This window comes from Nocardia sp. NBC_01377, from assembly GCF_045040005.1.
In the GTDB taxonomy this organism is placed as follows: Bacteria; Actinomycetota; Actinomycetes; order Mycobacteriales; family Mycobacteriaceae; genus Nocardia; species Nocardia noduli.
Genome location: NZ_CP109566.1, coordinates 1,425,388 through 1,451,829, shown reverse-complemented (window position 1 = coordinate 1,451,829; position 26,442 = coordinate 1,425,388). Strand labels below are relative to the sequence as shown.

Here is a 26,442-nt window from a genome sequence, read left to right as displayed (position 1 = left end):
CCTCCGCGTCGGCGGGCGGCACTCGCGCTGGGCCGGACACCCGCCGCCGCGGTCCGACACGAGCTCCACGACCACACGCCGCCCCGTCGGCACGTGCCCGCCGCCGGTCGCGATCCACCCAGCCCCTCACTCCCAAATACGAACCCCGCAGAGGACACCTCGTGAGCGGACACGCCGAAGCGGCCGAACCCGAGATCAATTCGGCCGGCTTCACCCACAAACAGATCCTGGTCATCATGAGCGGACTGCTCCTGGGCATGCTGCTGGCGCCCTGGATCAGACCATCGTCTCGACCTCGATCCGCACCATCGCCGATGAGCTGCACGGCTATTCGGCGCAGGCATGAGTGACCACCGCCTACCTGATTACCTCGACCCTGGCCACACCGCTCTACGGCAAACTCTCCGACATGTACGGCCGCAAACCGTTCTACCTGGCCGCCATCTCCATCTTCGTGGTCGGTTCATGGCATGCTCCCTGGCGACCTCCGTGTACGAGCTGGCCGTCTTCCGAGCACTGCAGGGACTGGGCGCGGGCGGCCTGATGTCGCTGGCGCTGACCATCGTGGGCGACATTGCCTCCGCCCGCGAACGTGCCCGCTACCAAAGCTATTTCCTGGCCGTGCTCGGCACCTCGAGCGTGGTGGGTCCGGTCGACGCCGGTGTCCTCTCCGGCACCGACCAGATCCTGGGCATCACCAGCTGGCGCTGGGTGTTCCTGGTGAACGTGCCCGTCGGCCTGGTCACGCTGGCCGTGGTGACCAGCCGTGCTGCGACTGCCCAAACGTTGCGTCACCGAGAGCCTCATCGGCTGGATGGGCATCTCGGGGCTCACCGCCGGCCTGTTCCTACTGCACTTCGTCACCGCCGACACCGACCTGCGGATCGTCATGGCCTTCATGGCCGTCGCCGGCTTCGGTCTGGGCAATCTGATGCAGCCACTGACCCTGGCGATGCAGAACGCGTTGCCGCCCACCGACATGGGCGTGTTTACCGCGGCCGCGACCTTCTCCCGACAGATCGGCGGCACACCGGGGGTGGCGGTATTCCTGTCGATGCTGTTCACGCTGCTGCCCACGAACATCACCACCTCACTCGAGACCGTCAGGTCCGATTCAACCTACCAACAGGCCGCCACCGACGCTGTGAAGGGCACCGACCCGGTCGACAAGAACGTCGTTCTCGGCCTGTCGAAGGAGACCACCGCCCCGGCGATCGTGGATTAGGTCCTCACCGACAGCTCGGTCATCCAACAGCTCGACCCGACTTTGGCCCACCCGTTCAAGGAGGGCTTCGCCAACTCCACAGACAAGGTGTTCCTTGCGTCCACCCTCGTAGTCCTGATCGCGTTCGTTCTGGTGCTGTTCTGGAAGGAGGTACCACTACGCACCGTCGGCGGACTCCGAACCCACGAGGCAAAGCCCGACACGGCCGACGACGCAGCCGTTTGATCCCACGACCGGCCCGCCACCGCGCCCACACGACCGGCGCACGACATCGCGAGCCGAAGGCCGTCGCTGGACCACCCCGACCACACTGGACACTGAGAGGTCGACCGTGCGCGCCCCGAGGGAACGAAGCCGAGCCCGAGCTCAAAGATGTTGCCGAGCAACATCTTTTGATACAATGTTCCGGTGGCGCGCCGGGGGGTGTTCGCAAACTGCGCGCCGACGAACCCCGCGGCGCTAGATACACCGATCTACCTCTTGAGCTGCTGCCGGGTCGCGAAGCGCGAGCAAGACTGGCCGCCGAGGGTCATCGCAAACGACATCCGAACCCGCCGTCGGCCGTCGGATCAGGACAAACACAAATCGTGATTTGTACCGTGCATGGAGTGGAGCAGATGAATGAACCGTGAGCCTTGGATCGTCCCGATGATCGGTGCCTCCGGACCAGCTGCCCGACTGGTGTTCTTTCCTCACGCGGGCGGCTCGGTGAACTTCTACCTACCACTCGCACGCTTGCTGTCCATCTCCGCGAGCATCAGTGGGATCCAGTACCCGGGACGACAGGAACGCCGGGCCGAACCCGGACTGGAAGACCTCACCGCCATCGCCGACCACGCCTACGACGCCCTCACCCGTGCCTTCGATGAACCCCTGATCCTTTTCGGCCACAGCATGGGAGCCATCGCAGCCTTCGAAACCGCGAGGCGATATGCGCGTGACGGCCGCCACGACGTCGCGGCGCTCGTCGTATCCGGACGGGCTGCACCCGATGTCAACCACTCCGCCGGACTCGAACTCCTCAACGACGACGACATGATCGCCGCACTGATCGCCCAGTCCGCGATCGATGCGGCACTGATACGCGAACCCGATGTCCGCGAAATGATCCTGGCACCCCTGCGCACCGACTACAGGGCCGTCGGACGCTACCGCCACGCGGGTGAGGACAGGCTTGAATGCCCTGTCCTGGCCTACTGGGGAGATCGTGATCCGGCGACGCCACCCGCCGATATTCCCGGGTGGGAGAAGTACACGACAGGCACGTTCTCGACCCGATCGTTCGACGGGGGCCATTTCTTCGTCAACGAGCTACGCACCGATGTCGCTCACCGACTGAGCCAGGATCTGCAAGGAATCGACTTCGGCACCTACTCCACCGCCCGCTCGTAGCCGCGATCCGCCCACAGCGTCCGGCTTACCATCGCCGGCCATCGCCCCGACGCGGTCGTCTCGTCGAGCCCCTGCCACGAGGCGCCTCATACGACGCCGACAAGACGCCGAGCCCACATCCGAAGTTCCAAATCCTCACGAGCGCAGCGACTCTCAGGACCTCAGTTTGCCGCTCGACCGGGGATCCTGGCCCGATAAACTCGCGCCGATCATGCGGTATCGCTTCTAGAACACCGTTGGGGCGTAACCTACCCCCGTGGCATCTGGGCTCGATCGAAAGGCTGCTACGTCGACGACCGCCAAGGCCACGAGGGAGATCGTGTATCGCTTGGAGATTCCCGTGTCGCTCCATCCCGTTTCTGGGTTGTGTGGGTCCTGTGCGGGATGTTATTGCTGATCGGCTCGGGCTTCTCAATCTGGTGCCGGCGCGATATCGCGGTCGCGTACAGCAAACAACTGCTGTGACTTCGAGCGTCGAACTCGTGGAAAGTCATCCTGCTCAGAGCGGGGTGTCACCGGTCGACCCCGGTTAGGATTCATATGTCGGCTGGGTAGGTCTCGGCTAGCCTCAATCTTTCGTGGGGCCGAGGTGCTTGCCTGAGCGGCTTCGGATTGGTGTTTCGATCGTAGTTCCCGATTGCGGGTGTGGTCGGCAGCCCGTGTAGCGGGCTGACTGCCGGGTTCCACGGACCGGGGGTGGTTGGTTTCTTGGTTGTCGGGACAGGTGAGGTAGCTGGTCAGCCGGGTTGCAGGCGCGTCGCGGCGGTGATGAGCAGGTCGGTGAAAGGCCCGTGCCGGACGAGGTGGAGCCGGGTTTTGCGGGCATGGCGGGCAATCCGCCCCGCTGCGGAGAACAAGCGCAGCCGCAGCGTTTTGGGTTCCCAGCGGCGCGCGTGGTGGTCGTGCAGGGCGAGGGTTTGTATCCAGGCGGTCAGGTCTATTGCGAGCATGACGAGCGCGAGCCAGATCTGGTTGGCGTCGAAGGAATGGAACGGAAGGTTGCGTAGTCCGGTGTCTTTCGCGGCGCGGATGCGGTCCTCGCAGCGGGCTCGGCGTCGGTGGCGTAGTTCCATGTCTGGGAGTTGCCCACGGGTGGTGTTGGTGACGAACGCGGTCAACCGCAACCTGTCGCGGTCGGTGAACCGTAGTTGAGCACCGGGATGGGGTCGTTCTTTCCGCACGACCAGGCGCATGCCGGGAGGCCGACCGGACAGGTCGGTGATGCCGGTGACTTCCACAACCCAGGCGCCGGGGCGGACCTGCCTGTCTGCGTCGTAGGCCGGGGTCCAGTCACGTTCGGTCAGGTGGGTGTCCATGGCTTCGACGATGTCGTCGGCGAGGATGAACCCGATCGAGTACTGCACCCTGCGGCGGTGGCAGTAGTCGAGGAACTGGTGGGTGCCGCCCCCGGAATCGATGCGCACCAACACTTTCCGTCCGACCCGCCACGACGGTCGCCACGGCAGCTGGGCGAGGGCGTCGTGCAGGACGCGTTTGTGGTCGGCGGCGGTGTTGGAACCGGCGTTGCCCGGGCGCAGTATCACTGTGGCAGGGTTCCCGGTCCCGGCGGGTCCGTGGTCGATGAACGACCACAGTGAGTGGAAACCGAATCCGCGTTTGAATGTCGGCGCCGCATACTGTTTTTCCGACCGCGCGTCGGTGAGGGTGGCGTCGATATCGATGATCACCGGATTGTCGATACCTATCCGATGATCGGGGGCGTTGGATCCGGACAGGGCCCACGCTCGGGCTCTCGCTCGCGCACGGGCCGAAGCGATGGCGTCCAACACTTTCGGTGCGTCGGCGGCCAGCGCGGTGATCGTGCGTGACACGGTCGAGTCCGAGGCCACCGAACCGAACACGCCCGGTTCGGTCCGTAACAACGACAGGTCCGCGGCGCAATCACCCCCGATCGCGAGGATGACCGCGAGATCGAGCACGATCTTGCCGGGGTCGTGGATGGCCATCGGCTTGCGCCAAGGCTCCAACAGTTCGGACAAACCACTGGTCTGTCAACGGCACGCCAATCCTGGTTCTGGCCCAAATTTCGTGAGGTCGATAGTTCTGCTTGCTCAGTCGCTCAGCAGGATTCGTTTTCTCAACAGGTCAAGCTTGGCCCGGCCGAACATCTGCCGTTTGAGCATCTTGATCCGGTTGACGTGGCCCTCGACCGTGCCGCTGCTCCAGTGCATGGTCAGGCCTGCGGTAACCGCGTCCTGATTGCGGCGCAGGCCACGACGAACGAGTGCAGTGCGGGCTGGTCGTCGGCATCGACGCATCTCATCCACTGTTCGAGCTGTTCGCCTTTCAGTTCGGTCATCATGACCGCGAACGCGCGGACATGGCTGGTGAGGGATTGCAACTCCGGGCTGGCGGTAAGGATCGCGTCGAGGTGCCGTAGGTCATCGGGATCATCGTGGCGGGATTGGTCATGATCCATGCCGCGACCCGACGTGCGGCCGGGGGCGGCGCCGGGACGTGAGCGGGCGTCCGGAACTGGTGCAGGTATGTGCGGACCATGCTCGCTTGGCCTCGGTAGCGGCGGGCGCGGATCTCCTCGAACAATCGGGTAGCGTTCGTGCAGCCCTCGTTCCAGCGTCGGTGTAGGTAGGGCTTGAATTCGTCGAGAAGACCCGCGCGGTAGCCGGTTCCGTTGGTGACCAGTAATTCCTCCGGCGACCCAGCGCGTGCGAATCGGCGGGCGGTGTTGCGCGCCAGACCCAGTCGGGTCCCGATGGCCCGGATGGTTTCGCCCTTCGGCCAGCAACGCGTGGACCTGCACGTAGCGTTCCCGAGTGCGGACCGCGACGCGGTCGCGGCGGTGCGACGGATCGGCCGGCCCGCGACGCATGGCCGCAGCGATCTCGCCTATATCGGGCAGTCGCTGCTCGTCGTGATGGGTGACCGCTGCGCTGAGATGGGCCCGGTGGCGAGCAACGGTGCGCTCGAATTCGCCGAGGTTGTGCCAGAGGTGCCAGCGATCCGCCACCTGGATCGCATCGGGTGCGCCCCGTGACCCGGCTTCGGCGTAAGCACTGGCGCGATTGAGCAGTCCCCGATAACGCGACCACCCGGGAATAGAGTCAGGTGATATTGGTGCGGTGTTCAGTTGGTTCCGCATCCCACCGGGTGGTGGGTGTGGGTGCAGGCCGCAGCGTACTCGGCCGGTGTCCGGTAGCCCAGCGCCGAATGCCGGTGCCGCCGGTTGTGGTCGGTCTTGAAATCTCCGATCACCACCCGGGCCTCGAGCAGGCTGGTCCAGTGGTTGCGGTTGAGGCACTCGGTCCGCAGCCGCCGGTTGAACGATTCGACGAACCCGTTGTTCCAGGGCGTGCCCGGTGGAATGTAGGAGATCCCGACCCTGTCAGCGCAAAACTGTTGCAGGGCATGAGAAATCATCTCCGGACCGTTGTCCATCCGTAATACCCTCGGCGGGCCGCCGGCCGCGGCGAATACTTTGTCCAACTCGGCGACGAGCCGGTCGGCGGTGATCGACCGTTCCACCAGGTGCAGCAGGCATTCGCGGGTGTGTTCATCGATCATCGACGCGATCTTCACCGCCCGACCGTCGGTGGTGGAGTCGAACTGGAAGTCCAACGCCCACACCACCTTCGGTGCATCGGCCTCGACCGGTGGGACCGAGGAGACCCCCGCTCGTTTGCGGGGATGATGTTGCCGGACCTGAAGGCCTTCCTCGCGCCAGAGCCGGTGGACCTTCTTGATATTGACCCACGCGCCCTCGTCGAACCGCAGAGCCGCCCAGGCGCGACGGAACCCGTGCCCCTGATTCTTGACCGCATACGAGCGCAGCCAGGCCCGCAAACCGGCGTCCGGATCGGTCGGGGTGTCCTTGATCGGCAGCCGCCGATAGGTCGACCGACTCAGCCCAACAACCTTGCACGCGAACCGTTCCGACACATTCAGTACCTCTTTGAGCATGTCCACGGCACGGCGTTTGGTCGCTGGGCTCAGAATTTTCCCCGTCCGATCTCCCGCAACGCGTCCTTCTCCAGCTCCGCATCCGCCAGCAACCGCTTCAACCGGGCGTTCTGCTCCCGCAACTCCTTGAGCTCCTTGGCCGCCTCGGTATCCACCCCGCCGTACTGGCGGCGCCAGTTATACAACGTCGCAGCCGAGATACCCAGATCGGCGGCGATCTCCTCGCCGGTCTTCCCTGCCGCGGTCAAATCGTCGGCACGGCGCAGCTTCCTCACGATGTCTTCCGCGGAATGCCGCTTGCGTCCTGCCATGTCCTCAGTGTCCCTTCTCGGCCCTCACCAGGCCAAACAAGGACTCTAATACCGGGCGGTCCCATCTACGGGGTACGGCCCACGATCACGGCAGATGATCTCGACGCCCGGATGGGCCAGCAGCCATGTGGTCAAGGTGTCAGCGGTGCGGTCGCGCAGGACCTCGACCGGGCGGCGGGTGTTCATGTCGATCAGGATCGTTGCGTAGCGGTGCCCGCGGCGCAGAGCGAAGTCGTCGACCCCCAGGACCCGCGATGTCTTTCGTTTCGGGTCCGGCAGTGCGCGGATCTGGCGTAGCAGGGTCGTCCGCCCCTTCCACGATCACCGTATCGCCGGGCCTGTCGACGCCTACGACCAAAATTAACGCCCAGCAGACGGCGGGTGACGGTCACGGCCATCCGCGGCGCGACCCCGCAGTACCCCGATAAGGTGTTCGCGCGGTGAACGTCCCCAGCCCACACGGCCAGGCGCGACCTCGGTGTGGCGTACCGCGGTTTCTCCGACGAGGTCCATTGGGTGGCCTTCGTGGTGGGCCCGCGAGATTCCTGAGGGCACCCAGATGCGGTTGGAGGTGACGCGACGGCGACCGTCGCATGTTGCGACCCCGGACGACGTTCACCGTCCACCCCCGCCACCGACCGTTCCGAACACCAGACAAGCGTCCACACCCGCGAGGCGACGGGTCACGAACCGACGCGGTGAAATCGCATTCGACGCATGCGCGAACGATCGGTGTCAGGATCGCGGACGCGGTCGTGTCCACACCATCGACATCGCGCACGACCGAATGATTCGTCACGTCGACGACCGAGCGACACGCTTTCTTCGAGTCGGTGCGACGCAGACCGAGGCTAAGACCGGTGCTACCTCACCGCGGGCGCAACGGCCGCGCGGATTTTGATGGCCAGGGACTGGCCAGTTTGCCTTGCTGTTGAAGAGATTTGATCCAGTCTTGAGCGATATGGTGGGGGATGTCGTAGTGCTTGGCCACTTTAGCGATGCTGCCGAGTCTCCAGTAGGTCACCCCGAAATCCGCCGGGGCTCCCGCCTTTTCCTCCGGAGAGGGTTTCGCTCGAACCGCGGTACTCGCGATTGTCTTGCGCGGGTCGCTATTTGCCGCCTCGCGACGACCAGCTACCACCGTGGAGGTAACCACGTCGTGGTTCGTCTTCGCCTGGTTCGGCTCGCCGGTACCAACGAGCGGTGAGGGCGACGTCGGGTCCGCCAGGTTCGGTTCGCTATCGCCGCCCGGAATCGGCGGCGAGGTCGGTGGTTCGGAATCGTCGGCACTGACGGGAGCCGGTGCCGACGAAGGGTCCGCAGGAGCGGACACGCTCGACAACATGCGTGCGGTTCGAACGAGCAGCGGAAAGTTTATACTTGCTAGGGCTTCAGGAACTGAGCCCTGGCCACTCGGTTCGGCGCGTACTTCGGTCAATCGCGCTCCAGCGGTATCGATCTCGACCGTGGCGGAGGCCACGACGATACCCGTTCGACTGTGAGAGATCGCGATCGTGTAGCTGTCTGCCATTACCAACCGAGTCCGTTCCAGGGTGACAGTCTAGTTGTTGGTCGCCGAGCCTGCGTCCACAGGCTGGTCAAGCTTACGCAACCGGCCCATCCACCCCTGGGCGGTATGTCGAGGAACACCGTAATGCTTGGCTACGGCGGTCACCGTCCCCAGATTCTCATACGCCGCGCGCAGTTCGCTGACGTCGGGCATTCTCCGATACGCCCTTCCAGCATCCTCGCCGGTCGCACCGGGCACCGCAGCCGCGGAAGTCACTGCCGTGGTGCGTGTAGGCACCGAAATCTCCTCCCGGACAATCCGTTCCGATGCCGACGCGGGGGCTCGATCCGAGACCGGGACGGCCGACTTCACTGCCGCGACGCGCGCGGTGGACGGCGGGAACCTGAGCGACAACGCGGTCGCGATCGCGGTCATGTCGATGACGTCCAGGCTCTGCGAGGTCAACCCGGTCGGCGCCGTTGTGCTGATGGCGATTTCGGTAACCCGCGCATCCTGGGCTGTCGCCTCGACCCGAACCGTGAGCTGCGGCGCATCACCGCTCTCCCCTTGATCACCCACCGAATCGGGAGTGATCACTACAGTGTAGTTAGGCATGTGTGATGCGTCCCTTGTGACGGCTTCGAGTGTCGGGTCTAATGCCTTCGAAAGATAGCATGTCCACCTACAATCTCGGCTTCGCGAGTAGGCACTCGGCATGGGATCACACAACGTACTCCAGTGGCGATTTTGCGCCGATACCCCGGGTCGGAGAATTGACGCACGTCGGAGGTGATCGTTGAGGTCGATGGCGGTGTCGGTGAGTCGCCATCGCTGGGGCAGTCCGAGCTCGGGAGTGATCTCCCTCTCGCGGTGCATCAGTCTGCGCGCAGCAGCGCGGATGGTGCCGGTGCGGGCGACGGCCGGGCAGTGCGCGGCGGCCCGCGCGCAATCCGGATTTCAGCCCGTCGGCTGCTACTTGGTACAAACGTGGTTCCAGATGGTGGCGCGAACGCCTGGGCTGTGATGGCCATCGTCGTGCTCATCGCCGCCGACACCGACAACGCCACCGACCGGGTGACAAGCCACATCCAATCTGTCCTGACCGGGGCTATGACACTGCTACTGCGACAGGGGGCCACACCTGTGGATTGACCGCCGAGCATGCTGCTGATCTGCTGTGTGTGCTGGACCGCGGAAGTCGGTGGGCTTAGAGGTGCCTGGTGGTCAACCGGTTCGGGTGTGTCCGGCGCGTGGCCGGGTGCACGACCGTACCCGTCACGATCTGTGCCCATCGCGTAGCACACGGCATATCGATCCCTGCGCGGTTATCACTGCTGATCGTGGCTGCTGCGGTGGATAATCGGCGGGTGCTCGACAACGTCTCACCGCAATCACCGGCGTCGGTCCCCGTGCAACGCACCGGGAGGTGCCACGGTGCTGATCGGGCCCGGCACTGCTGCGGCACAGCCGGTCTCCTACATCCCCGCCCACCACCCCGGGCTGGCGATGGCATTGATCCGCGTCGAGAACGCCGGGGCCTCACCCAGAACCGATCCCGACGGCACCCCCAGATGGGAGACCGATCCTTTCGGAATCGGCCTGCCCGAATTCGGGTGGCACCTGACCCCCGCTGAACACACCGGATCCCGGTGGGTCCTGGCCGCGGGCTGGTGGCTGCCAGTGGCCGCCAAGCTGTGCTCGCGCGCACGCTGACCACCCTGGTCCTCGGCGCACCGACGGTCGTGGCCGTGCACGATCACGACCCGCGCACCGGCCGCCGCTGGCAACCGTGATCGTCCACGCCAGCGACCTGCTCGCCTGGATCGAGGCGAACCTGCCCGCCCTCGACGCCGACCGCTACCACCCCTGGACCAGCGGCCCCGCCCCGCCCGGCGCGCTTACTGCCCGGATCGAGGTCACCATGACCAGCCCCGGACGCGAGGTTCGGCGCGTGTGTGTGCGGTTGTCCGCCGAACCCCTCGAGCCCACGACGCCGCCGCCCCGACCCACGTGACCGGGTCGGTCCTGGGGCTGTTTCCCGTACTCCCACTCAAGATTCGAGGTAGTCATGGTTCCCACGTCACCGTCGGGCCCGGATCGTGTGGCGGTCCCTGCCCGTCTGTCCGATGCGCGTCGGGCACGTGGCCTGGTCGTCCCCTACATCACGCTGAGCCACCGCGATCCGGCACGACCGGTGTGGGGAATGCTGGTCAATATCGACCGTGATCCATCCCTCGCCGAGCTGGAACCGACGTGAACCTACTGGAAACAATGGTTAGACCATCCGCGATGACCCATACGGCTTTCAACCGCAGAGGAGGCGGAACGATGACTCCCATCGACACGCAGGATCCGAACACGGCTTCACCCTCCCCGGACGGGTTACCCGGACCATGGCCAAGTTGCTACGAAAGTTCCTGGCCTCCCCCGATGAACCAGTCTTTGGGTTCGAGCTGATGCGCCAACGCGGCCTCCCCAGCGACGCTGTGTACCCGACGCTCGCCATCCTGGAGAAGGCTGGTTGGATCGAAGGCCATCTCGAGGCGACAGACTCGGAGGTCGATAGGCGACGCCCGCATCGGTACTACACAATGACACCTACCGGCGCGGTCAAGGGAGCCCGCGCTCTCGAACACTTCACCACCCAGCGTCGGGTTCCATTTTGGAGAAAGCGACCAGCGATCGGCGACGAACAGTGAATTCATTGACTAGCTCTGGCGTTTTTATGCGCTCCATTCTCAGGAGAGCCGTGCCAGATCCTATCGAAGGCGATAGCGGCACCGAAAAAGTCGGCTATATCCTGCTGCGTTTATACTGCCGACGCCTACCCGAAGAGCTACGCGCGCCCTATTATGAGTTGTGGGCTTCCGAACTGGAAGAACACTTTCAGGTAGAGCCACATCTGCTCAATAAGATATTTTGGGCCTTATGGTTTCCGGTAGTTATATTCTCCGCCGGGCTCAGAATCGCGAGAACCTTGAATCCGGAGGCCTTCCCGGCCACCTGGGTGCGGACATCCAATAGAGAAGTACTCGCACAAATTGCATAATCTCGTCGCTCGGTATTGCAACATCGCTAATGCTCCACGATATAGGAACACCATCCTGGATACGGATGGTCGTTCTCAGTGCAGGTGTTATTCCACTCATTGAACACCCTGGCACTATGCTTGAGAGAATAATTCTTCTATTCAAGGCAATAAAGAATCATTTGAGTTTGGGAGAGTAAACAACTACCGAATTCAGGCTGCCTCGGCTACGCACGACGCGCCCTGGCCTGAATCATGCCGGGGTAAGGGTGGATCTGGATGGACGGGGTTCCGGACAGACAGGGCGCGGCGAGGCGGCCGTTGAGCAGTTACCCGTTGATGAAGACGCCGGCGTCACCGCCACCGCCACGCCACGATCGAATAGATCCCCTTGGAGAACAACAGGTCCGGAACGGCGGAGGTGGCATCGGTCATGGCTCGGGACTGTACTAGAAAGGGCCGACAAGCCTTGTTGGACAGCAACAACTTTCCAACACGTTTTACGACACCACGCCAGCAGTCTCATGCTGGCGTGTGACTCGCAGCGGTAGATGGCGGTGTTCTCGCACCATCAGGTGGCGCTGATGAGACCGAACGCACCGTGCGCGTGCGCCCGGCCATCTGATCACACGGGCGAGCGGTATCGGCTGCGATCAAGGGTGCTGCACCGCGATCGCGATCCAGCCGACGCGGATTTGCCCCGGGGAGACTTTCCGAAGCCGCAGCCCCACGTTGTCGCCCGGCCACCCGGTGGGCTCGCCGACTCCCCGCCAGCAGAGAAATTCCACGCGCGCAACGGTTGCGGTGACCGTGCCGTCGTCGCCCGAGATCTCGATGACATCGCCGCCGCCGACCGTACCCTGTTCGGCGCGACCGCCGATGACGATGCACCGGTTGACCACGAAGACGTCCTCGACCGGCATCCGGAAGGGCGCCCTCGGCTCCTCCCTCATGACGAACAAGTCCGAGAATGTATGCGCACAAGAATCCTCTTCTCTGGAAACTCACGGTTCCCGTAGTATCGGCGGAAAATGTAGCGTATATGCTGGTCAAGGCGTAATTTCTGGTACGTGATAGCCCTCCGGTGTACTGCCGAGTGAGGCGCGACCACGGTCGACGCTGGTTGGGTTCGCCCGGAACCTGCAAATCTGCCCCAAAAATTCGGCGAGTTGTACCGGTACCCCGAACTACACCCGAGATGGATCGAAAACGATCGTTCACGAGACACCCTCCGCGACAGAGTGTTTCCGCAGGCGGGGTTTGTAACGCATGCCGTGTACGCGCCAAGGTAAACCTGTCGGGGGTTTCCGATACATTCCCGGCGTGAGAATCGGCTACGGACGCGTATCGACCACCGACCAGAACTCCGACGGGCAACATGACGCGCTCACCGCGGCCGGGTGCGAGCAGATCTTCCTCGACAAGGCCTCGGGCAAGTTGGCTGCGCGCCCGGAGTTGGACAAGGCGCTGCTGGTGGCGACCCGGCCCGGCGACCAACTGGTGGTCACCAAACTCGACCGCCTCGGACGCACTCTCGAGCATCTGATCGACCTTGCCGCCGACCTCGCCGAGCGGAAGGTGGATCTGGTGGTGCTCGATCAAGGCATCGACACCTCGACCGCGGTCGGGCGGATGTTCTTCCAGATCCTCGGTGCGATCGCCGAGTTCGAGCACGCACTGATGTCGGAGCGCACCCGCGACGGTCTGGCTGCCGCCCGTGCCCGTGGGCGCACCGGCGGGCAGAAACCGAAACTCGGACCCCGTCAGGTGACCCTGGCTCGGCAGATGTATGCCGAACTCGACGAGACCGGCCGCCGTCGCTACACCGTGGCCCAGATCGCCGCCGAGTTCGGGGTAACCCGTCCCACCATCTACCGGCACCTCACCGCGGCCGCCGAGAAAACAAGCGCGTGAGCCCGACGTTCGTGGCTGGAATTGAGGTACCGGCGTGCGAATGTGGTGCTGCGATGCCATGCATCGACTCCTGGCACGCCGCGTTGGCGGTTGAGCAATCAGACCCCATGATGTACGCATGGCACGCGCCTTTGGTGTGCGCATTCGTGCTCCAACATCGCTCGCGTCTCTTACCGCGCCACGCCGATGGGCAGTTTCGAATCCTCCAGTTCTATGTCGATCAGGGCATCGAAGCGACGAACCGCCTCGCTCAGCATCAGATCAGCCGCAACAGGCGATCCGCGAGCGGCTACGATATGGCGCCGTTGGCTCCATATACCGCTCTGCCGAAATCCGTCCCCCCAGCAGACTTTCCACTCGGCGTAAACGACCTCAGAGATTCGGCTGGCGGGTTCGTCAGCGACGGTCATCGGGCCTACGGCGACCGGATGTACCGTTTGGCCCAGACCACAATCCGCGCCTGGCTTCGACCACGTGAACAAAGTTGAACACCGCCCAGGCCGCGCACAAACTCGGCCTACAACTCGACCCCGACGACTTCACCGACACCCAAGCCATCGCCGCGGTCGCCCACACCAGCGGCAACTTCCGCCTCCTGCAACGCCTGTTCACCCAGATCCAACGCATCATGAAAATCAACGAACTCCACACCATCACCACCGACGTCGTCGAAACCGCCCGCAGCACCCTCGTCATCGGCACCACATAACGACACGAAAGACCGCCACCCAACGCGAGTGACAACGTTGTCAGGTGCCCCCACACCGACGAACGCAGGCGGATGGGTCCGGCTCCACAGTGGACGCGGGCCCCGGGGGGTTGAGGCTCATCCTTGAGAAAGTCACGCTAAGCAGGCGGGTGCGGTGATTGCTGCGCGGAGGAGCGGTGTGGCTAGGCGAAGGGTTCGGGGTGGCGGCTCGCTTGCGACTCCAGCCACGGAACGACGGCGCGGACGAAGCTGTCGGGGTTGGTCATGGGACGGCCGTTCATACACGCGACGAGGTGGCCGACACCGAGGAGTGCGTCCCAGGTGTGGGCTCGGTGGAACATCTCGGCGGGCACAGCCCGGCGGACGGTGTCCCAGCCGTGCCAGGCCATCGCGGCTACGTCGAGAGCGGGATCGCCGGGCATGGCCAGATCCCAGTCGAGGATGCCGAGCAACTCGCCTTCGGCTGACCAGTGGATGTTGGGACCGCAGAGGTCGCCGTGCACCAAGGCGTCGGGGACCGGTTCCAAGGCCAAGACGGCATCGAGGCGGCGAAGGATCTCGGGCTGCCACCGGCCCGGCAGGCGAGGAACGATGTCGGCGGTGATGATCTCCGCCCAGTGGCGGCCCTCGGGCCGGGTGTCGAGTACGGCCAGCAGGTCACCGTCGAGAGGTACTGAGCGCACAGCCGAGAGCACCTCGGCGATCTGGGCGACGGAACCCGCGCCTTCGGGCAGGGCGGTACCGTCGATCCAGGAGACGGCGACAGCGGCCCGGTCACCGAACATTGTGACCGGAGTCAACGGTTCCGGAACCTGAAACGGCAGCCCCGCCCCGGCCAATCGGCGCAACACCTCCACCCGCCGGGGCATGGCGGCCGCGGCCAAAGGGCGCTTGCTGACCCGGACGGCGGCGCTGCCCGGGATCAGCAGCACGTCGTGGACGTTGCCGTCGGCCGCGGGGATCGCCCGGTCGAGGCGGACACCGGGCAGGAGAGCCGCAGCGATCTCCAGCAAATTGTCCACAAGACCCCTTCCACGGCGGATCGGGCCAGCATCCGAAGACGGACCGATGCGCCGCTACCCCCGAGTGGTGATCCGGTACTACGGCAACGGTAGCGGGCGACTACCACAGCACGAGCACCTGGTCGGCGAGATCGATCGGTTCCAGGCCGGGGGCCTGCGGTCATTGCCGGGAGATGTGATGTTCAGGTGAAAAGTCACGCTTAGCGCGTTGCCACAGATAGCCGCGCACAATGTGCGGCAACTCGGCGGCCGAGCTGGCCTACCCGGCTCCTCGCCTATGGTCGACTCACGAAACTATCTGCAGCCGTTGTCAGTTCAGGCGCTCAGCTGCACTTCCCGAAGGGACGGACGGGCGCTACCGGAACATTTCGCGCCGATGTTCCCCAACCCCCGACTCCACCATGGCCGACGAAATACCCCTCCCAGACTGACCAACCCGATAGCAGCCCTTTTCGGAGGCCAGAATCAGGGGAGAGATCCGACACTGGCGCTCCGAGCTGAAGCTGTGACTTGCAGTGATGGGTGGCGGGATTCTCGCGTTGTCAGGTGGTGGGCGAGTGGTGATCGGTCGAGGGTGGGGTATTTCAGGCCTGGATGTGGTCGTGATGGTCGGCGAAGTCCAGGTAGCGGGGAATGATCTGTTCGGGGTTGGACCACAGTAGGTCGTGTCCGACTCCCGGGTAGATCTCGACCGTGACCGACGGGATGTGTTCACGAGCAGGGGCCGCAGCGCGTTCGACGTCGTTGACAACTGTCTCGGCGCCGAAGAAAACCAGGGTCGGGGCAGTGATGGCAGCCAACTGCTCGGCGGTGAACGGACGGTCCCAGGGCATGCCCGGCCGGAACTTCAGCGTGGCCAACGCCAGGGCGAATTCCTCGTCGTCGAGTTCGAAGCCGGGCATCGCCCACTTGTTGAATTTGCGCATTCGCTCGGGTGTAGGTCGCATCCCGGCCTTCAGTATTTTGAGCAGGAGACCCACCCGCGGTTTGACGAAGGTGCCCGCGCTCGGTTCGAACATGGTCAGACTCGCCAGCCGATCGCTGCGGTGCACAGCGACCGCTCCCGCCAGCCACGCCCCCAGGGAGTTTCCGGCCAGATGGGCACGGTCGACGCCGAGTCCGTCGAGCATCTGCACGATCCACGACGCGATGTCCTCGGTGTCGCGCACGGGAGCGGTCTGTACGCAGTGTCCCGCCCATCCCATGACATCGGGTGTGTAGACGACGCGCTCGCGGGACAGTTCCGCGATGAACCGCCACCACACCTGACCATTTCCCCCGATACCCGGCAGCAGCACGATCGGCGCGCCCGCGCCGTTTCCGGACCGGCGTACTCGTGTTGTCCCGAACGATGTCTCGACGTCGATCTGACTCGAGGGCACCGGCCACTTGGCGGCGACGGCGTCGTAGGCGCGATGGAAGGCTGCTTCGGCTTTCTCGTTGGTGAATCGTCCGATCTTCGGCATGAACATCCCCTTCGTCCTTTTTTGTTGATATGAACATACCATATACATGGTATGGGCGTACCATCCAAGTGGGAGAGCGTTCGACGAAGAGGAAGGTGTAGGTCGCGTGCCACGATTGGTCGACCATGAGGTGCGCCGCCGTCAGATCACCGATGCCGTGCGCCGAGTCATCGTCGACGGCGGACTGGAAGCGGTGACTTTTCAAACAGCGGCCGCCGAGGCAGGGATCTCGATACGGCTGGTGCAGTACTACTTCGGAACCAAGAACGAGTTCCTGCTGGCGACCCACCGTTCGGTCATGCACGACACCGGCGCCCGATTCACGCAACGGTGGACCACGCTGGGCGCGGACGCCACACCCCGCGAAGCGATCCGCGCGGTCCTGACCGAATTGCTACCCATGGACGAGCAAAGACGCGAAGAAGCCATCGTGCTCGGCGCTTTCGGCACCGCGGCGATCACCGGCAGAAGCGTCACCGCGGAAGAGACCTTCGCCGCACCCAACGCCCTCGTCGCGATCCTCACCGATCAACTCCGCCGAGCCCAACGGGCCGACGGATCAGGTCCTCGCGCACCCGAGCGCGACGCCGAACTCGTTCTCATGACCATGGGCGGACTCGCCCAGGCAATGCTCCAGGGGTACAGCACCACACAAGCCGCGCTCGAACTCCTCGACCATCTCCTCGATCACGTGCTGGGCACGCCCACCTCGGGTGTCGACTCGACCCGCTCGGCACCTGCCTGAGCGCCGTCGGGACGCTGTATCGGTAGGCGACCAAGGATCGATTCGATGGCAGACATGTCGTTTTGGGGTAGAACCCAGGCATACACTCGGTAGCCGCCCGAAATCGCATCAGACTGGGGTTGTTTCGCGTTCTCTGACGTTGTCCGGCTGGACCCTGAGCGCCTTCTGGTGACTGCGCCCGATGGGCCGTTTCGAGTTTCGCGGGCTCGGGCCGGAGGGCCTTTGGGGACACGCGGTAAACCCTGTCGGGACCTACTTCGATGGCGGAGTGTCCAACGCCAAAGCCCTGGGCACCTTTCTGGCATGGATGCTGGCACGTCGACTGATCACCGGCATCGAGGTGCCTCGCGAGAAGGACGGTCTGCCGTATCGGTTCCAAGATCAAGACGACCACTCCGCGCAACTACGGCGGTGCTTGACCGACAGCGAAGTCCCGCTGGAAGTCCGTGTCGTCGGCGCTCTGGTCCGGCTCTATGCCATACCGGTGGCCCGCATTGTCGCGCTGACCACAGACCGGTTCAGCCGCGACGAGACTCACTCCTATCTGATGATCGAGCAGAACGCGGTCATCCTTCCACCGTCACTTGCTGCTCTGATCGAGGAACTGATCGCGGCTAGGCAACGCGACGGCCTGAAACGACGCGGTATACGTGCAGGTGCGGGGCCGGGTGTGCCAGCCTTCATGTTCCCCGGCCGACCCCCGAGCCGGCCGCGCAACACGACATCGCTGGGTAAAGAGTTGAGAAGATTCGGACTGCCGACGCTGGCTGCTCGTAACTCGGCGATGATCGCCAACATTGTCGACCTGGAACCGGTCGTGGTCAGCGACCTATTCGGTATCGCTCCGCAGACAGCGCACAAGTGGGCCCAATACGCTCAAACCAGCTGGGCTACATACCTTGCGGCTCGATCCGCTGAAACAGCGTCAGGACACAACGTTCAGCGGTCCAGTCGGATGAGTGTTTGACGTGCTGGCACTGAGGCACGCGGCTTCGAAGCCATCGCGGCCGCCGTCACGAGCACGGCGTCGATAGGGTGTGAGCTCCGATCGACGCACTACAGGTCGTCGATTACGGCGACGAGCTTCGTCGATAGAACTTGTCGCCATCCGCGCTCCATCGCGTTGCGTGCCATCTTGTGCCGCTTGTTGTCGATATCGAACCCGCTGTGCGTGAGCACAAGTCGGGTACCCCGACCCTGGGCATGTACTTCCCAGGCCACAATCCAGCGTGGAGGGAGCGCGAAGCGTAGATCCATCCAGCTCCAGGTCATCGCCTCATGCGGAGAAGCGACAAGCACCACGCAGGCGATCTCCGCCGACGCATCGGAGGACACTGACAGGAGGAAATGAGTGCCGACCTCCGCAGTGAAACCGGTCGATGCCATCAACCACCGCTCGAGTAGGGCAGGTTCGGTCAGGGCCCGCCAAACGATCTCAGGCGGACGTGGGTAGAACCTTCCCAGCTCGATCCGTGAGGGGTCGGGCCGGAGTTCTGTCGTCACTGAATCGCCTCTCGGGACAGCAGACCATTGATATTGCCGCCGAGGCGGCTGACTGGCCCCTGGCGCTTTGGGTATTGTGATCGCATTCGCGCGCGCCGCTTGTTCTGAAAGTCCGGTTGAGGCTCACTCGCGCGGTCCACAACGTCACAGCTGAGTCGGCTGCCTGTCGGGCCCGTGGGTGTCGGCGAACTTGGTCTTGAGTTCGGCTGCCAGCGTTGAGTTTTCGAGTTCCATCCGTTGAACGAAGGCGACTGCGTCGCCCACCACCTTCAGATTGGACATCTCTTCATCCGGGATGCTCACCCCGTACTTGTCCTCAAGCTGTACAGCGATCTCGACCATCGACAACGAGTCGATCTCGAGGTCATCGATGAACGACTTCTCCGCAGTTACCTCCGTCGGGTCGACACCGGTCACCTCCTCGATGACCTCGGCGATACCCGCGACGATTTGTCCTTCGGTGATGGCCATGTGCATCCAATCTCAATGTTGGGAGGGTGCTGTACTTGCGAGACTCCGACGCCTCTGCATGAGACAATATTGTCTCGACATGGGATGCTATCAGCTCATCATGGTTCTCGATAGACTCGCAGCATGACAAGACGGCCCGCGCTACGTGACCACGTGGCGACGATGATCATGGAGCGTGCGGCCGCGGTGTTGGCCGAACGCGGCGACGCTGTGAGCATGACCGAGATTGCGAAAGCGGCCGACGTCGGCCGCGCGACGATCTATCGATACTTCCCGACGCGTGATGCCTTGTTTGCCGCTATGGCTGATGCCGCGCTCGAAGACTTGGGCGCTCGAGTGGAGGAAGCGGGCCTGCACAACGTCCCGGTCGACGAAGCCATCGCGCGAATCACCCGAGCATTCATCGGAAGTGGCCAGTACGCGGCATTGTTGCGGGGGCAACGCGACGAGTGTCTGAGTTCGGCCGAGATCGACCGACGTATCACCGAACCGATCCGATCATTGCTTCAGCGAGGCATCGACAGCGGCATACTCCGAAACGACATGTCCGCGGACGTGATGCTGACGATTTCCGGAGGCCTCCTGCAAGCCGGAATCACTTTGGCAACCAGCCTCGGTGGCGAGCAGGCCAGTGCGACCATCACGACCGTTCTGCTCGACGGCGTCAGTACACGCGCCCGCGGCTAGTAGCGAAGAACTGAGCCTCTTGTCGGCACCCGCCTCGAAATGCCTCCCGGCGCCTGTTCGCCACGACCGGCGAGCTCGACATCAGTAGCCGCACGCCCGGTTTGCGGTTGGCGGTCGTGCGCTGATCGAACTACTCACGGTTTGAAGACCCACGCTCCACCGGGCCGAGGCGCCTTGCAGACCTGTCGGTTCACGTTCGCTGTCATTGTGTACCTTTTTCTGGCAGTGCCGGTAGCGTCGGGCACCGTGACAGGGGTGGTTCTCGACTCAACTCAATCTTGTTCTGCGACCGATGATGCGAGCCCGCCGTTCGCGGTGGGTGCAGTCTCCGCAGTGGCGGCGCTCGCCGGGGTGGTAGCGGCGCTGTCCGCAACGCGGTACGGCTATTACTACGACGAGCTGTACTTCATAGCCGCCGGCAAGCGACCTTCCTTCAGCTACGCAGATCAGGGACCGGTACTGCCGCTACTGGCTTGGTCGATGGACTGGTTGTTTTCAGGATCGTTTGCCGCCCTGCGCATTCCCTCGATCGTCGCGGCATTGGTAGTGGTGATCTTCGGCGCTGCCACCGCGCGTGAGCTAAGTGGCGGGCGCGGTGCGCAGGTGCTCACCGCGACGGCCTGCAGCACATCGTTCTATCTGCTCGGCCAGGCCGGGACGTTATCAACCAACAGCATCGACACCGCGTTGTGGGTGGTGCTCACTTGGCTACTCGTGCGGTGGGTCCGCACCCGTCGCGACGTGCTGCTACTGGTGGCCGGGTTAGTCACTGCGGTGGACATGCAGGTGAAATGGCTCGTTCCGGTGTTCTGGGTCGCGGTGTTCGTCGCGGTTGCCTGGCTGGGGCCCAGGGAGCTGCTGCGCCGACCGGCACTGTGGTGGGGTGCGGGCTTCGTGGTGGTAGCGACGGCGCCAGCGGTCGTTTGGCAGGCTCGCCACGGGTGGCCGCAGCTGGGCATGGGTGCAGTAGTCCGTGGCCAAACCAACGGGTTCTCCGGATCGTTGATGTTCGTGCCGGCGGCGGCCCAGATGTGCGGCATCCTCGGTGGTGTGCTGTTGGTGTACGGCGCGTGGCGGCTGTGCCGGTCACCCCGTCTGCGTCCTTATCGGTTTCTGGGTGTGGCGTTTCTGCTTGTCGTCGCAGTTTTCGCGATCAGCGGTGGCCGTATTGGTTACGGCGTCGGCGCGTATGTGGCGATGATGGCCGCCGGGGCTGTGGAACTGACCGCGTTGGGCAAGCGGTGGCTCGTGTTCGCGGCCGTGCCCACAGTTGTGTTGTCGGTCCTGGCGTTCGTGGTGTTGACCACGCCGTGGCGTCCCGCATCCGAACTCACCCCGGCATCAAATTTCGCAGTTGCGGTCGCGTCACCGGTGTATGGCGAGTTCGGATGGGCGGAGCTGACTTCGGCGACCGTCGATGCCTACCGCGCATTGCCGGTAGACCAACGAAGCGCCGCCGTGATCGTCACCGACCGCTACATTCAGGCCAGCGCGCTGGACCACAGCCGTTCAGGTGCTGGTTTGCCTGCGGTCTTCAGCCCCCATCGTGGCTTCGGGTATTTCGGCACCCCTCCCGACACGGCCGTGACCGTCCTCTGGGTCGGCGGTGATGAATCCAAACTCCGCACCTTGTTCAGCTCGGTCGCACCGGCTGCGAAATCCGATGTTCGAGTGGGTATTCCGGGCATTACCACTGACGTCACGATCTGGGAGTGCAACGGACCGACCCTGCCATGGTCGGCCATGTGGCCGAGTTTGCGACAGCTCTGACATCAGACCGCACGAGGTTGCCTCACAGCGGCGGCCGGATCGACATCATCGCCGTCCTAATGGAACATCGCTGACAGGGAACTGCCGACACCGCACCGCATCCGCCGGAGAACGGGCATCAACCGCACGGGAATAGCGCACGGTTCGAATACCTACGCTCCACCAGACTTCACCGGAGACGGAGTACTGCGACACCCCAGCTTCCGTGGGCTGCGGCACGACCGCTCACCCGCCGAAGTTGTGCTTCCGACGCGGTAACCAAACGCGACACTCGAGCCTCCCGCATCGCCACGCCGAGGCCAGGAAGGTGCAGCACGGCAATCGGTCCGGTCGACTTTGTTGGATAGCCAGGCGGACCGCTACACGAGTCTCCACACCAATTCGCCGACGCTGAACCGTGTGACGCACTGCGATCAGTGCCGGTGATTTACGTCGCCTGGTGGCGCAACGTCTGACCGACAGGCCGGATGCGCGGTGTGGTTCGGTGTGCCTTCGGCTTCGGGGGTCGGAGCGGCCGATGACCGAGTGCGCTGGGGGCTGGGGGCTGGGGGCTGACAGGCAATCCAGCAGCTATTCCTACGAACGACAAATCCAATTTAACCGTTCATCGTTGCCATCTCGCGCAGGTCCGCGGCGTGGCTGTGCAGCACCGTGGGAAGATCCGTGAGGCCGATTGTTTCGGTGCGCTGCTCGACGATTTCGTGGTTCTGCCAGCCGACAGCCCTGTAGCAGACCTGCACGGCGCCTGATCGGCACGCCTGCGCGACAGCGGGATCGAGATGAACGCGTACGACCAGTTCATCGAGAGCAGCGGCGATCTGGATCGGGCTACCGAGATGTCGGGTCTTCCACCATGCCCGAGGTTCCGTGCGCCAGCGCAACTCCACCGTGTAGTGCAGTTCCGGACCAGCGCCCCTACTCGCCAATGTGTCCATCGCTGTCTATTCTTGCCGCCTCCGAGGCGCGATCACATCCCGCCGGATGGTGTGATCGACCACAGTCGCCAGTGAAAGCGGCTCTGCCAGCGCCCAATTCGTCCGCATTTCGCTGGGCGCGGCCCCGGTCCGCGCATACCTTGTTGCCGGAAGACATTCAGCCGTACGACAACTTCAGCGCCAACCCATCCCTGCGCCGACCCCGTGCGCAGCGGTCCGGCACGACGGCCTAGCGGTGCCCCTGAATGTCTGCGCGCGATCCGACCGATCAACAGGACCGCGACGCAGCGCCGCTCCGATCCACAACCCCGCTCACCGACTCGATTCCGAAGGAATCTCCATGAATCAGAGGTCGTTCAGCCATCGACAACACAGCCAGCAACCGCTTGGATACCAAGGAGAAGATCTATTGACGGCACCTGCCCCACAGACGCGCACTCCTGGCGCGATTGTTTCGGAGGGGGATCCACGGATGGACCTCGACATCACCTGCCCGCAGTGCCATCGGCTCGATCTGGTGCAGAGCATCACCGCTCTATGCTCCGATGGCCTGTTTACGAGCTACGGGTCCGGCCTGTATTCCGGGGTCGGTGTCTCGGCCGGTGGACTGGTGCCTGTGGTCGGTACCGCGACCATGCAACGCACACACACCAGCGCTCTTGCTCGCGTGTTCGACCGCGGTCCCGCTCAGGTTCGCACGGGCCGTCTCACCGTTTTCGGTGTGCTGCTGCTGATCCTGCCGTTGATCTCCCTCGGGAGTATCTTCGAGTTTCTGCGCCCGGAAAATCCTCACGACATCGTCACCTTCCTCGGGACGATGGCGGTCCCGTTCACGGTGGGCATTCCAGCGGCTGCCCTGTTGCTGGGTGCCCGAAGTCGCCGCCGCCTCAACGCCCGCATCGCGGCCGGTCGACCCCGCGCGCACGCCGTATGGGCGGCCGGGTTCTACTGCCACCGCTGCGGTCTCGCGTCCTGGCCGTACTCACCCGCCCCGGGTGTGCCCGCCCGGCAACCGGTGAGCCCGCAGCAGTTCCGGTGGTGGGTGTGGGAGGCGGCGGGCTACCACAACCTGTAACCCGACATCACGGGGACGAACACCCCGTGCAGGGGTCAATCAGGCGAGCCTCGATCGAGGGGGCCGGTCCCGAAATCAGCCCCGGTTGCGGGGACTTCTCCGCTTTCTGATTCCGGAGGAGCCTGCCTTCGTTCTCGGCGATCCTGCGAGCTTCCTCGCGATGTCCGAGGGTCGCTGGCGTGTGCCCGTGCCGTGCTGATCAGCTGGCGGACTTGCTTCGCGGAAATCTCGAGCAGGTCGGCGACGTCGTCGTCGCTCTGGCCCTGATCACGGATCAGCGCGGCGACCACGGCCTGCTCGGCACGTAACCGCGTGATCTCCTCGGTGGCGCGATTCTGCACCGCGCTGATCTGACCGCGCAGATCCGCGACCTCACGATCACGAGCGGCCTCGCACGCGTTGATCGCCTGCCAGGCTTGCAAGTAACCCCGCACCGCCGCGGCGATGGTCTGTTCGCGCTGGCGGGCGAGCACGCGGCGCTGACGCACCCGTTCACGCGAGCGTTCCAGACGTTCAGACAGTTCCGGTGATGCAGAATTCCGCGGAGACCGCGAAGGACGACGCGACGACATCGCTGAACCTCACAAACATTCGTTGAGTCAGCCCGCTGATCCGTCCGCCCACCAGGCTACGCCTCTTTCACACCGCCCCGCGTGGGCTCGGTGAGGCCTTCACAGAGCGGCGGCGGGTGGGCGCTACCCGGCGTCGATCTGGTCGGCAGCGTTGAGCAAATGGGCAGCGATCTTGCATGCCTCGCTCCCGGTCAGGTCGGTGGCGAGCCCGTGGGTGATCAACTCCAGACACACCTCGCGGCGATCATCGAAATCGAACGCGCTCACTCGCACCGCGATCGCGACACCGCAGGTGTAGGGGTGCGGGTGGCGCACCACCATGAACGGTCCGCGATGCTCCACGGCCGCGAGACCGAGTTCGTGGCCGACTTCGCTGTGGCCGAGGCACCACGACGGACAAGCCCCGTCAGCGGGCGCCAGCACCAGATCCGCGCCCAGGATGAGGATCCGTGCGGCTCGGCGCGCGTCGGCGGTACTCAACTCGACGCCCACGCCGTGCGGGTCGATCACACCGATCAGGCACTGGCGGTGCCCTTCACGGTCGTGAGCGCTCGACTGGATCCACACCTGGCGGGTCGTGTCGAACTCAAGTTGGTCGTACAGATTGACCGCGACTTCCGGACCGTAGTGCGCACCCCCACCCGGTGGATCACCGGGCAACGCGCCGCGATGGTCGACGCACCACGACGGACAGGAAAACACCACGGCCACAACGACTCCCCACAAGTCACCCGACACTCCGAGCCTGCCGAACCCCAGGCCCACCCGGCCACTGTAACCACGCCCTACGACACCGAGGGCGTAGGCCCACCCGATTCCCATTCCACAACCAGTAGGGAGTTTTGATGACTGCGCCCGACCCGCTGTTCCTTCGAGCCGGATCGGCACCGGATCCCGCGCTCGCCGACATGGTGACGGCGGTGCTTCCCGAGGCTCGTGCCGAGGCGTTACGACGCCGCGCCCAGGTGCAACACGAGGATGAAGAGTCCGGCTACGACGGCCGCGACCTCGAACTCGTACTGCACGCCATCGCTACTGTCGCCGACGAGACCGCGCTGCCCGCAACCGATCTCGCACGGTTGGGTGCGGTGCTCAGCATCCCGGCGGTGTCGCAGTGCCTGCCCGCGACCGCCACCGGCGCGCACGCCCACGAGGCCGAGAAATTGTGGACGCTGTTGACCCGCGTTCTCACCGGCACGCACCGCGCCAACCCCGCAGTCCTACTCTGCTACAGCGCATTCCTACGCGGCGACACCGCCCTCACCCAGACCTCGCTGTCGATCGCACTCGAGGCCGATCCCGGGCACGTGACTGCCCGACTGCTCGAGGCCGTCTACGAGGGTGTTCTCCCACCCACGACTCTGCCCCGGATCGCACGATTGGCCGCCGCGGCCGCCACCGACGTCGGCGTAACCATCGATTAGACCCTCGGACTCTCGGTAAGGAGACTCTCCATGCCCTCGACCAGTGAGGCGCGCCCTGGCAGGCTCGATGCCGGCCCTCAAAGCCCTGATCGATCACCCACGGACTCCGGACTACGAACGTGAAGTCGCGCGGGCCATGCTGGCACGACTACTCGACCAGCAGGACACCCCGACGCGTTCGGACTATATCGATCCCACCTGGTACGGCGCGAAGTACACCGAGGTCCCTCGTTTCTGTGCGACCTCGGTGATCTCCAAGGCGATCCGGGAGGAGATCGAGACCCTACGCAAGGTCGCGGGCAAGATCGGCGATCAGGGCGAGGTGAAGCTCTACGACCCCATCGGCGACGCGCACGCAGGGATCCGCTTCGCTGTCACCACCTCCAGGCACGGGTCAATCACCATCACGATCCGCGACATTCCCGACGAGTGGGGCTGGGTACGCGAAGACCGCCACCACACCGGCCATGTCGCTGACTGGCCGAGCCAGGCCCTGCGCGATGTGGGCCGCGCCCTGCGCGCGCTGGCGAACGCCTACAACCACGACAACAGCGACATCACCACCGACTACTTCGACCAACGCTTCTTCCTCAACATCACCGCCTGCAAGGGCAGCGACCGCTACGGCGTCTCCGTCAGCTGAGACCTCCCACAGCCCTCGCTCACGCACCCGACCACGCGCCGGACAAACCCGAACCGGTTGACCACCAGGCACCTCTAAGCCCACCGACTTCCGCGGTTCAG

31 protein-coding genes and 2 pseudogenes are annotated in these 26,442 nt (G+C 64.3%); 18 read left to right on the top strand and 15 right to left on the bottom strand.

Annotation, left to right across the window (positions count from 1 at the left end; genetic code table 11):
* Nucleotides 1–346 precede the first annotated feature (346 nt).
* The 3 genes from OG225_RS06790 to OG225_RS06780 are packed head-to-tail and all read left to right on the top strand — an operon-like array spanning nucleotide 347 to nucleotide 2,617.
* Nucleotides 347–544: a hypothetical protein gene (locus tag OG225_RS06790; protein ID WP_405183530.1), complete on the top strand. Its 198-nt coding sequence runs from the start codon at nucleotides 347–349 to the stop codon at nucleotides 542–544.
* Nucleotides 466–1,857, top strand: coding sequence for an MFS transporter (locus OG225_RS06785; RefSeq protein WP_405180881.1), 1,392 nt, complete (start codon nucleotides 466–468; stop codon nucleotides 1,855–1,857). The genes OG225_RS06790 and OG225_RS06785 overlap by 79 nt, the downstream gene beginning before the upstream one ends.
* The gene (locus OG225_RS06780) at nucleotides 1,847–2,617 is read left to right on the top strand and encodes a thioesterase II family protein (protein ID WP_405180880.1); all 771 of its coding nucleotides are present in this window, start codon (nucleotides 1,847–1,849) and stop codon (nucleotides 2,615–2,617) included. The genes OG225_RS06785 and OG225_RS06780 overlap by 11 nt, the downstream gene beginning before the upstream one ends.
* 737 nt (nucleotides 2,618–3,354) lie before the next feature.
* On the opposite strand, the pseudogene OG225_RS06775 reads toward OG225_RS06780, so the two are convergent.
* The 3 genes and pseudogenes from OG225_RS06775 to OG225_RS06765 form a co-directional block, all read right to left on the bottom strand.
* Nucleotides 3,355–4,617, bottom strand: a pseudogene (locus OG225_RS06775) (IS1380 family transposase); the annotation flags it as partial.
* A 72-nt stretch (nucleotides 4,618–4,689) separates the two neighbouring features.
* The gene (locus OG225_RS06770; protein ID WP_405180879.1) at nucleotides 4,690–4,905 is read right to left on the bottom strand and encodes a transposase; all 216 of its coding nucleotides are present in this window, start codon (nucleotides 4,903–4,905) and stop codon (nucleotides 4,690–4,692) included.
* Nucleotides 4,812–5,057, bottom strand: a complete 246-nt coding sequence (locus OG225_RS06765; protein ID WP_405183529.1) for a hypothetical protein — start codon at nucleotides 5,055–5,057, stop codon at nucleotides 4,812–4,814. The genes OG225_RS06770 and OG225_RS06765 overlap by 94 nt, the downstream gene beginning before the upstream one ends.
* 303 nt (nucleotides 5,058–5,360) lie before the next feature.
* Between OG225_RS06765 and OG225_RS06760 the strand changes: the two genes are divergently transcribed.
* Entirely contained in the window at nucleotides 5,361–5,633 is a 273-nt protein-coding gene (locus tag OG225_RS06760; protein WP_405183528.1) for a hypothetical protein, read from the top strand.
* 89 nt (nucleotides 5,634–5,722) lie between these two features.
* Here the strand turns inward: OG225_RS06760 and OG225_RS06755 are convergent.
* The 4 genes from OG225_RS06755 to OG225_RS06740 all read right to left on the bottom strand — a co-directional run bounded on the left by OG225_RS06755 (nucleotide 5,723) and on the right by OG225_RS06740 (nucleotide 9,094).
* Nucleotides 5,723–6,867, bottom strand: a protein-coding gene (locus tag OG225_RS06755; protein ID WP_405180878.1) for an IS3 family transposase whose coding sequence is annotated in 2 segments (ribosomal slippage) — nucleotides 5,723–6,591 and nucleotides 6,591–6,867 — 1,146 coding nt in all. Because the reading frame shifts where the segments join, the coding sequence is not laid out codon by codon here.
* Nucleotides 6,868–6,912: 45 nt separating this feature from the next.
* Entirely contained in the window at nucleotides 6,913–7,113 is a 201-nt protein-coding gene (locus tag OG225_RS06750; RefSeq protein WP_405183212.1) for a transposase, read from the bottom strand.
* A 622-nt stretch (nucleotides 7,114–7,735) separates the two neighbouring features.
* Nucleotides 7,736–8,398: a hypothetical protein gene (locus OG225_RS06745; RefSeq protein WP_405180877.1), complete on the bottom strand. Its 663-nt coding sequence runs from the start codon at nucleotides 8,396–8,398 to the stop codon at nucleotides 7,736–7,738.
* 30 nt (nucleotides 8,399–8,428) lie between these two features.
* The gene (locus OG225_RS06740; protein ID WP_405180876.1) at nucleotides 8,429–9,094 is read right to left on the bottom strand and encodes a hypothetical protein; all 666 of its coding nucleotides are present in this window, start codon (nucleotides 9,092–9,094) and stop codon (nucleotides 8,429–8,431) included.
* Nucleotides 9,095–9,364: 270 nt separating this feature from the next.
* Between OG225_RS06740 and OG225_RS06735 the strand changes: the two genes are divergently transcribed.
* The 4 genes from OG225_RS06735 to OG225_RS06720 all read left to right on the top strand — a co-directional run bounded on the left by OG225_RS06735 (nucleotide 9,365) and on the right by OG225_RS06720 (nucleotide 10,634).
* The gene (locus OG225_RS06735; protein ID WP_405180875.1) at nucleotides 9,365–9,529 is read left to right on the top strand and encodes a hypothetical protein; all 165 of its coding nucleotides are present in this window, start codon (nucleotides 9,365–9,367) and stop codon (nucleotides 9,527–9,529) included.
* 282 nt (nucleotides 9,530–9,811) lie between these two features.
* The gene (locus OG225_RS06730) at nucleotides 9,812–10,090 is read left to right on the top strand and encodes a hypothetical protein (protein WP_405180874.1); all 279 of its coding nucleotides are present in this window, start codon (nucleotides 9,812–9,814) and stop codon (nucleotides 10,088–10,090) included.
* 76 nt (nucleotides 10,091–10,166) lie between these two features.
* On the top strand, nucleotides 10,167–10,391 hold the full coding sequence (locus OG225_RS06725; protein ID WP_405180873.1) for a hypothetical protein: 225 nt from the start codon (nucleotides 10,167–10,169) through the stop codon (nucleotides 10,389–10,391).
* Between the two features lie 54 nt (nucleotides 10,392–10,445).
* Entirely contained in the window at nucleotides 10,446–10,634 is a 189-nt protein-coding gene (locus tag OG225_RS06720; RefSeq protein WP_405180872.1) for a hypothetical protein, read from the top strand.
* Nucleotides 10,635–12,058: 1,424 nt separating this feature from the next.
* Here OG225_RS06720 and OG225_RS06715 read toward each other — a convergent pair.
* Entirely contained in the window at nucleotides 12,059–12,328 is a 270-nt protein-coding gene (locus OG225_RS06715) for a hypothetical protein (RefSeq protein ID WP_405180871.1), read from the bottom strand.
* 400 nt (nucleotides 12,329–12,728) lie between these two features.
* Between OG225_RS06715 and OG225_RS06710 the strand changes: the two genes are divergently transcribed.
* The 3 genes and pseudogenes from OG225_RS06710 to OG225_RS06700 form a co-directional block, all read left to right on the top strand.
* Nucleotides 12,729–13,319 carry a recombinase family protein gene (locus OG225_RS06710; protein ID WP_405180870.1) on the top strand — a complete coding sequence of 197 codons (591 nt, stop codon included), beginning with the start codon at nucleotides 12,729–12,731 and terminating at the stop codon, nucleotides 13,317–13,319.
* Nucleotides 13,316–13,807, top strand: coding sequence for a DUF5946 family protein (locus OG225_RS06705; RefSeq protein WP_405180869.1), 492 nt, complete (start codon nucleotides 13,316–13,318; stop codon nucleotides 13,805–13,807). The genes OG225_RS06710 and OG225_RS06705 overlap by 4 nt, the downstream gene beginning before the upstream one ends.
* A 20-nt stretch (nucleotides 13,808–13,827) precedes the next feature.
* Nucleotides 13,828–14,028: pseudogene (locus OG225_RS06700) on the top strand (ATP-binding protein); the annotation flags it as partial.
* 182 nt (nucleotides 14,029–14,210) lie between these two features.
* Here OG225_RS06700 and OG225_RS06695 read toward each other — a convergent pair.
* Nucleotides 14,211–15,050: an aminoglycoside phosphotransferase family protein gene (locus tag OG225_RS06695; RefSeq protein WP_405180868.1), complete on the bottom strand. Its 840-nt coding sequence runs from the start codon at nucleotides 15,048–15,050 to the stop codon at nucleotides 14,211–14,213.
* Nucleotides 15,051–15,634: 584 nt separating this feature from the next.
* Nucleotides 15,635–16,516: an alpha/beta fold hydrolase gene (locus OG225_RS06690; protein WP_405180867.1), complete on the bottom strand. Its 882-nt coding sequence runs from the start codon at nucleotides 16,514–16,516 to the stop codon at nucleotides 15,635–15,637.
* A gap of 106 nt (nucleotides 16,517–16,622) precedes the next feature.
* Between OG225_RS06690 and OG225_RS06685 the strand changes: the two genes are divergently transcribed.
* Both OG225_RS06685 and OG225_RS06680 read left to right on the top strand, forming a co-directional pair.
* On the top strand, nucleotides 16,623–17,261 hold the full coding sequence (locus OG225_RS06685; protein WP_405180866.1) for a TetR/AcrR family transcriptional regulator: 639 nt from the start codon (nucleotides 16,623–16,625) through the stop codon (nucleotides 17,259–17,261).
* Nucleotides 17,262–17,529: 268 nt separating this feature from the next.
* Entirely contained in the window at nucleotides 17,530–18,228 is a 699-nt protein-coding gene (locus tag OG225_RS06680) for a hypothetical protein (RefSeq protein WP_405180865.1), read from the top strand.
* Between the two features lie 89 nt (nucleotides 18,229–18,317).
* Here OG225_RS06680 and OG225_RS06675 read toward each other — a convergent pair whose 3' ends face one another.
* Together OG225_RS06675 and acpM are read right to left on the bottom strand one after the other, a co-directional pair.
* The gene (locus OG225_RS06675) at nucleotides 18,318–18,764 is read right to left on the bottom strand and encodes an SRPBCC domain-containing protein (RefSeq protein WP_405180864.1); all 447 of its coding nucleotides are present in this window, start codon (nucleotides 18,762–18,764) and stop codon (nucleotides 18,318–18,320) included.
* 144 nt (nucleotides 18,765–18,908) lie between these two features.
* Nucleotides 18,909–19,235: a meromycolate extension acyl carrier protein AcpM gene (gene acpM, locus OG225_RS06670; RefSeq protein WP_405180863.1), complete on the bottom strand. Its 327-nt coding sequence runs from the start codon at nucleotides 19,233–19,235 to the stop codon at nucleotides 18,909–18,911.
* A 162-nt stretch (nucleotides 19,236–19,397) separates the two neighbouring features.
* Between acpM and OG225_RS06665 the strand changes: the two genes are divergently transcribed.
* Both OG225_RS06665 and OG225_RS06660 read left to right on the top strand, forming a co-directional pair.
* A complete protein-coding gene (locus OG225_RS06665) occupies nucleotides 19,398–19,922 on the top strand; it encodes a TetR/AcrR family transcriptional regulator (RefSeq protein ID WP_405183211.1) in 525 nt (174 codons plus the stop codon).
* Nucleotides 19,923–20,168: 246 nt separating this feature from the next.
* Nucleotides 20,169–21,692: an ArnT family glycosyltransferase gene (locus tag OG225_RS06660; RefSeq protein ID WP_405180862.1), complete on the top strand. Its 1,524-nt coding sequence runs from the start codon at nucleotides 20,169–20,171 to the stop codon at nucleotides 21,690–21,692.
* Nucleotides 21,693–22,288: 596 nt separating this feature from the next.
* On the opposite strand, the gene OG225_RS06655 is transcribed toward OG225_RS06660, so the two are convergent.
* Nucleotides 22,289–22,627, bottom strand: a complete 339-nt coding sequence (locus OG225_RS06655) for a hypothetical protein (protein ID WP_405180861.1) — start codon at nucleotides 22,625–22,627, stop codon at nucleotides 22,289–22,291.
* A 472-nt stretch (nucleotides 22,628–23,099) separates the two neighbouring features.
* On the opposite strand from OG225_RS06655, the gene OG225_RS06650 reads away from it, so the two are divergent.
* Entirely contained in the window at nucleotides 23,100–23,702 is a 603-nt protein-coding gene (locus OG225_RS06650; RefSeq protein ID WP_405180860.1) for a hypothetical protein, read from the top strand.
* A 35-nt stretch (nucleotides 23,703–23,737) separates the two neighbouring features.
* Here the strand turns inward: OG225_RS06650 and OG225_RS06645 are convergent, their stop codons facing one another.
* Both OG225_RS06645 and OG225_RS06640 read right to left on the bottom strand, forming a co-directional pair.
* Nucleotides 23,738–24,190: a hypothetical protein gene (locus OG225_RS06645; RefSeq protein ID WP_405180859.1), complete on the bottom strand. Its 453-nt coding sequence runs from the start codon at nucleotides 24,188–24,190 to the stop codon at nucleotides 23,738–23,740.
* Nucleotides 24,191–24,397: 207 nt separating this feature from the next.
* Nucleotides 24,398–25,039, bottom strand: a complete 642-nt coding sequence (locus OG225_RS06640) for a DUF6907 domain-containing protein (RefSeq protein ID WP_405180858.1) — start codon at nucleotides 25,037–25,039, stop codon at nucleotides 24,398–24,400.
* An 80-nt stretch (nucleotides 25,040–25,119) separates the two neighbouring features.
* On the opposite strand from OG225_RS06640, the gene OG225_RS06635 reads away from it, so the two are divergent.
* Nucleotides 25,120–25,698 (top strand): DUF4192 domain-containing protein, encoded by a 579-nt coding sequence (locus OG225_RS06635; protein ID WP_405180857.1) that lies wholly within the window; start codon nucleotides 25,120–25,122, stop codon nucleotides 25,696–25,698.
* 67 nt (nucleotides 25,699–25,765) lie between these two features.
* Nucleotides 25,766–26,341, top strand: a complete 576-nt coding sequence (locus OG225_RS06630) for a hypothetical protein (protein WP_405180856.1) — start codon at nucleotides 25,766–25,768, stop codon at nucleotides 26,339–26,341.
* The last annotated feature ends 101 nt before the right edge of the window (nucleotides 26,342–26,442 follow it).

What these genes read in the sequence shown, in the direction of transcription:
- OG225_RS06785 (WP_405180881.1), top strand. Translation starts at nt 466, where the DNA reads ATGGCATGCTCCCTGGCGACCTCCGTGTACGAGCTGGCCGTCTTCCGA.
- OG225_RS06780 (WP_405180880.1), top strand. Translation starts at nt 1,847, where the DNA reads ATGAACCGTGAGCCTTGGATCGTCCCGATGATCGGTGCCTCCGGACCA.
- OG225_RS06765 (WP_405183529.1), bottom strand. Translation starts at nt 5,057, where the DNA reads ATGGATCATGACCAATCCCGCCACGATGATCCCGATGACCTACGGCAC.
- OG225_RS06760 (WP_405183528.1), top strand. Translation starts at nt 5,361, where the DNA reads ATGGTTTCGCCCTTCGGCCAGCAACGCGTGGACCTGCACGTAGCGTTC.
- OG225_RS06745 (WP_405180877.1), bottom strand. Translation starts at nt 8,398, where the DNA reads ATGGCAGACAGCTACACGATCGCGATCTCTCACAGTCGAACGGGTATC.
- OG225_RS06740 (WP_405180876.1), bottom strand. Translation starts at nt 9,094, where the DNA reads ATGCCGAGTGCCTACTCGCGAAGCCGAGATTGTAGGTGGACATGCTAT.
- OG225_RS06720 (WP_405180872.1), top strand. Translation starts at nt 10,446, where the DNA reads ATGGTTCCCACGTCACCGTCGGGCCCGGATCGTGTGGCGGTCCCTGCC.
- OG225_RS06715 (WP_405180871.1), bottom strand. Translation starts at nt 12,328, where the DNA reads ATGCCGGTCGAGGACGTCTTCGTGGTCAACCGGTGCATCGTCATCGGC.
- OG225_RS06690 (WP_405180867.1), bottom strand. Translation starts at nt 16,516, where the DNA reads ATGCCGAAGATCGGACGATTCACCAACGAGAAAGCCGAAGCAGCCTTC.
- acpM (WP_405180863.1), bottom strand. Translation starts at nt 19,235, where the DNA reads ATGGCCATCACCGAAGGACAAATCGTCGCGGGTATCGCCGAGGTCATC.
- OG225_RS06665 (WP_405183211.1), top strand. Translation starts at nt 19,398, where the DNA reads ATGATCATGGAGCGTGCGGCCGCGGTGTTGGCCGAACGCGGCGACGCT.
- OG225_RS06655 (WP_405180861.1), bottom strand. Translation starts at nt 22,627, where the DNA reads ATGGACACATTGGCGAGTAGGGGCGCTGGTCCGGAACTGCACTACACG.
- OG225_RS06650 (WP_405180860.1), top strand. Translation starts at nt 23,100, where the DNA reads ATGGACCTCGACATCACCTGCCCGCAGTGCCATCGGCTCGATCTGGTG.
- OG225_RS06635 (WP_405180857.1), top strand. Translation starts at nt 25,120, where the DNA reads ATGACTGCGCCCGACCCGCTGTTCCTTCGAGCCGGATCGGCACCGGAT.
- OG225_RS06630 (WP_405180856.1), top strand. Translation starts at nt 25,766, where the DNA reads ATGCCGGCCCTCAAAGCCCTGATCGATCACCCACGGACTCCGGACTAC.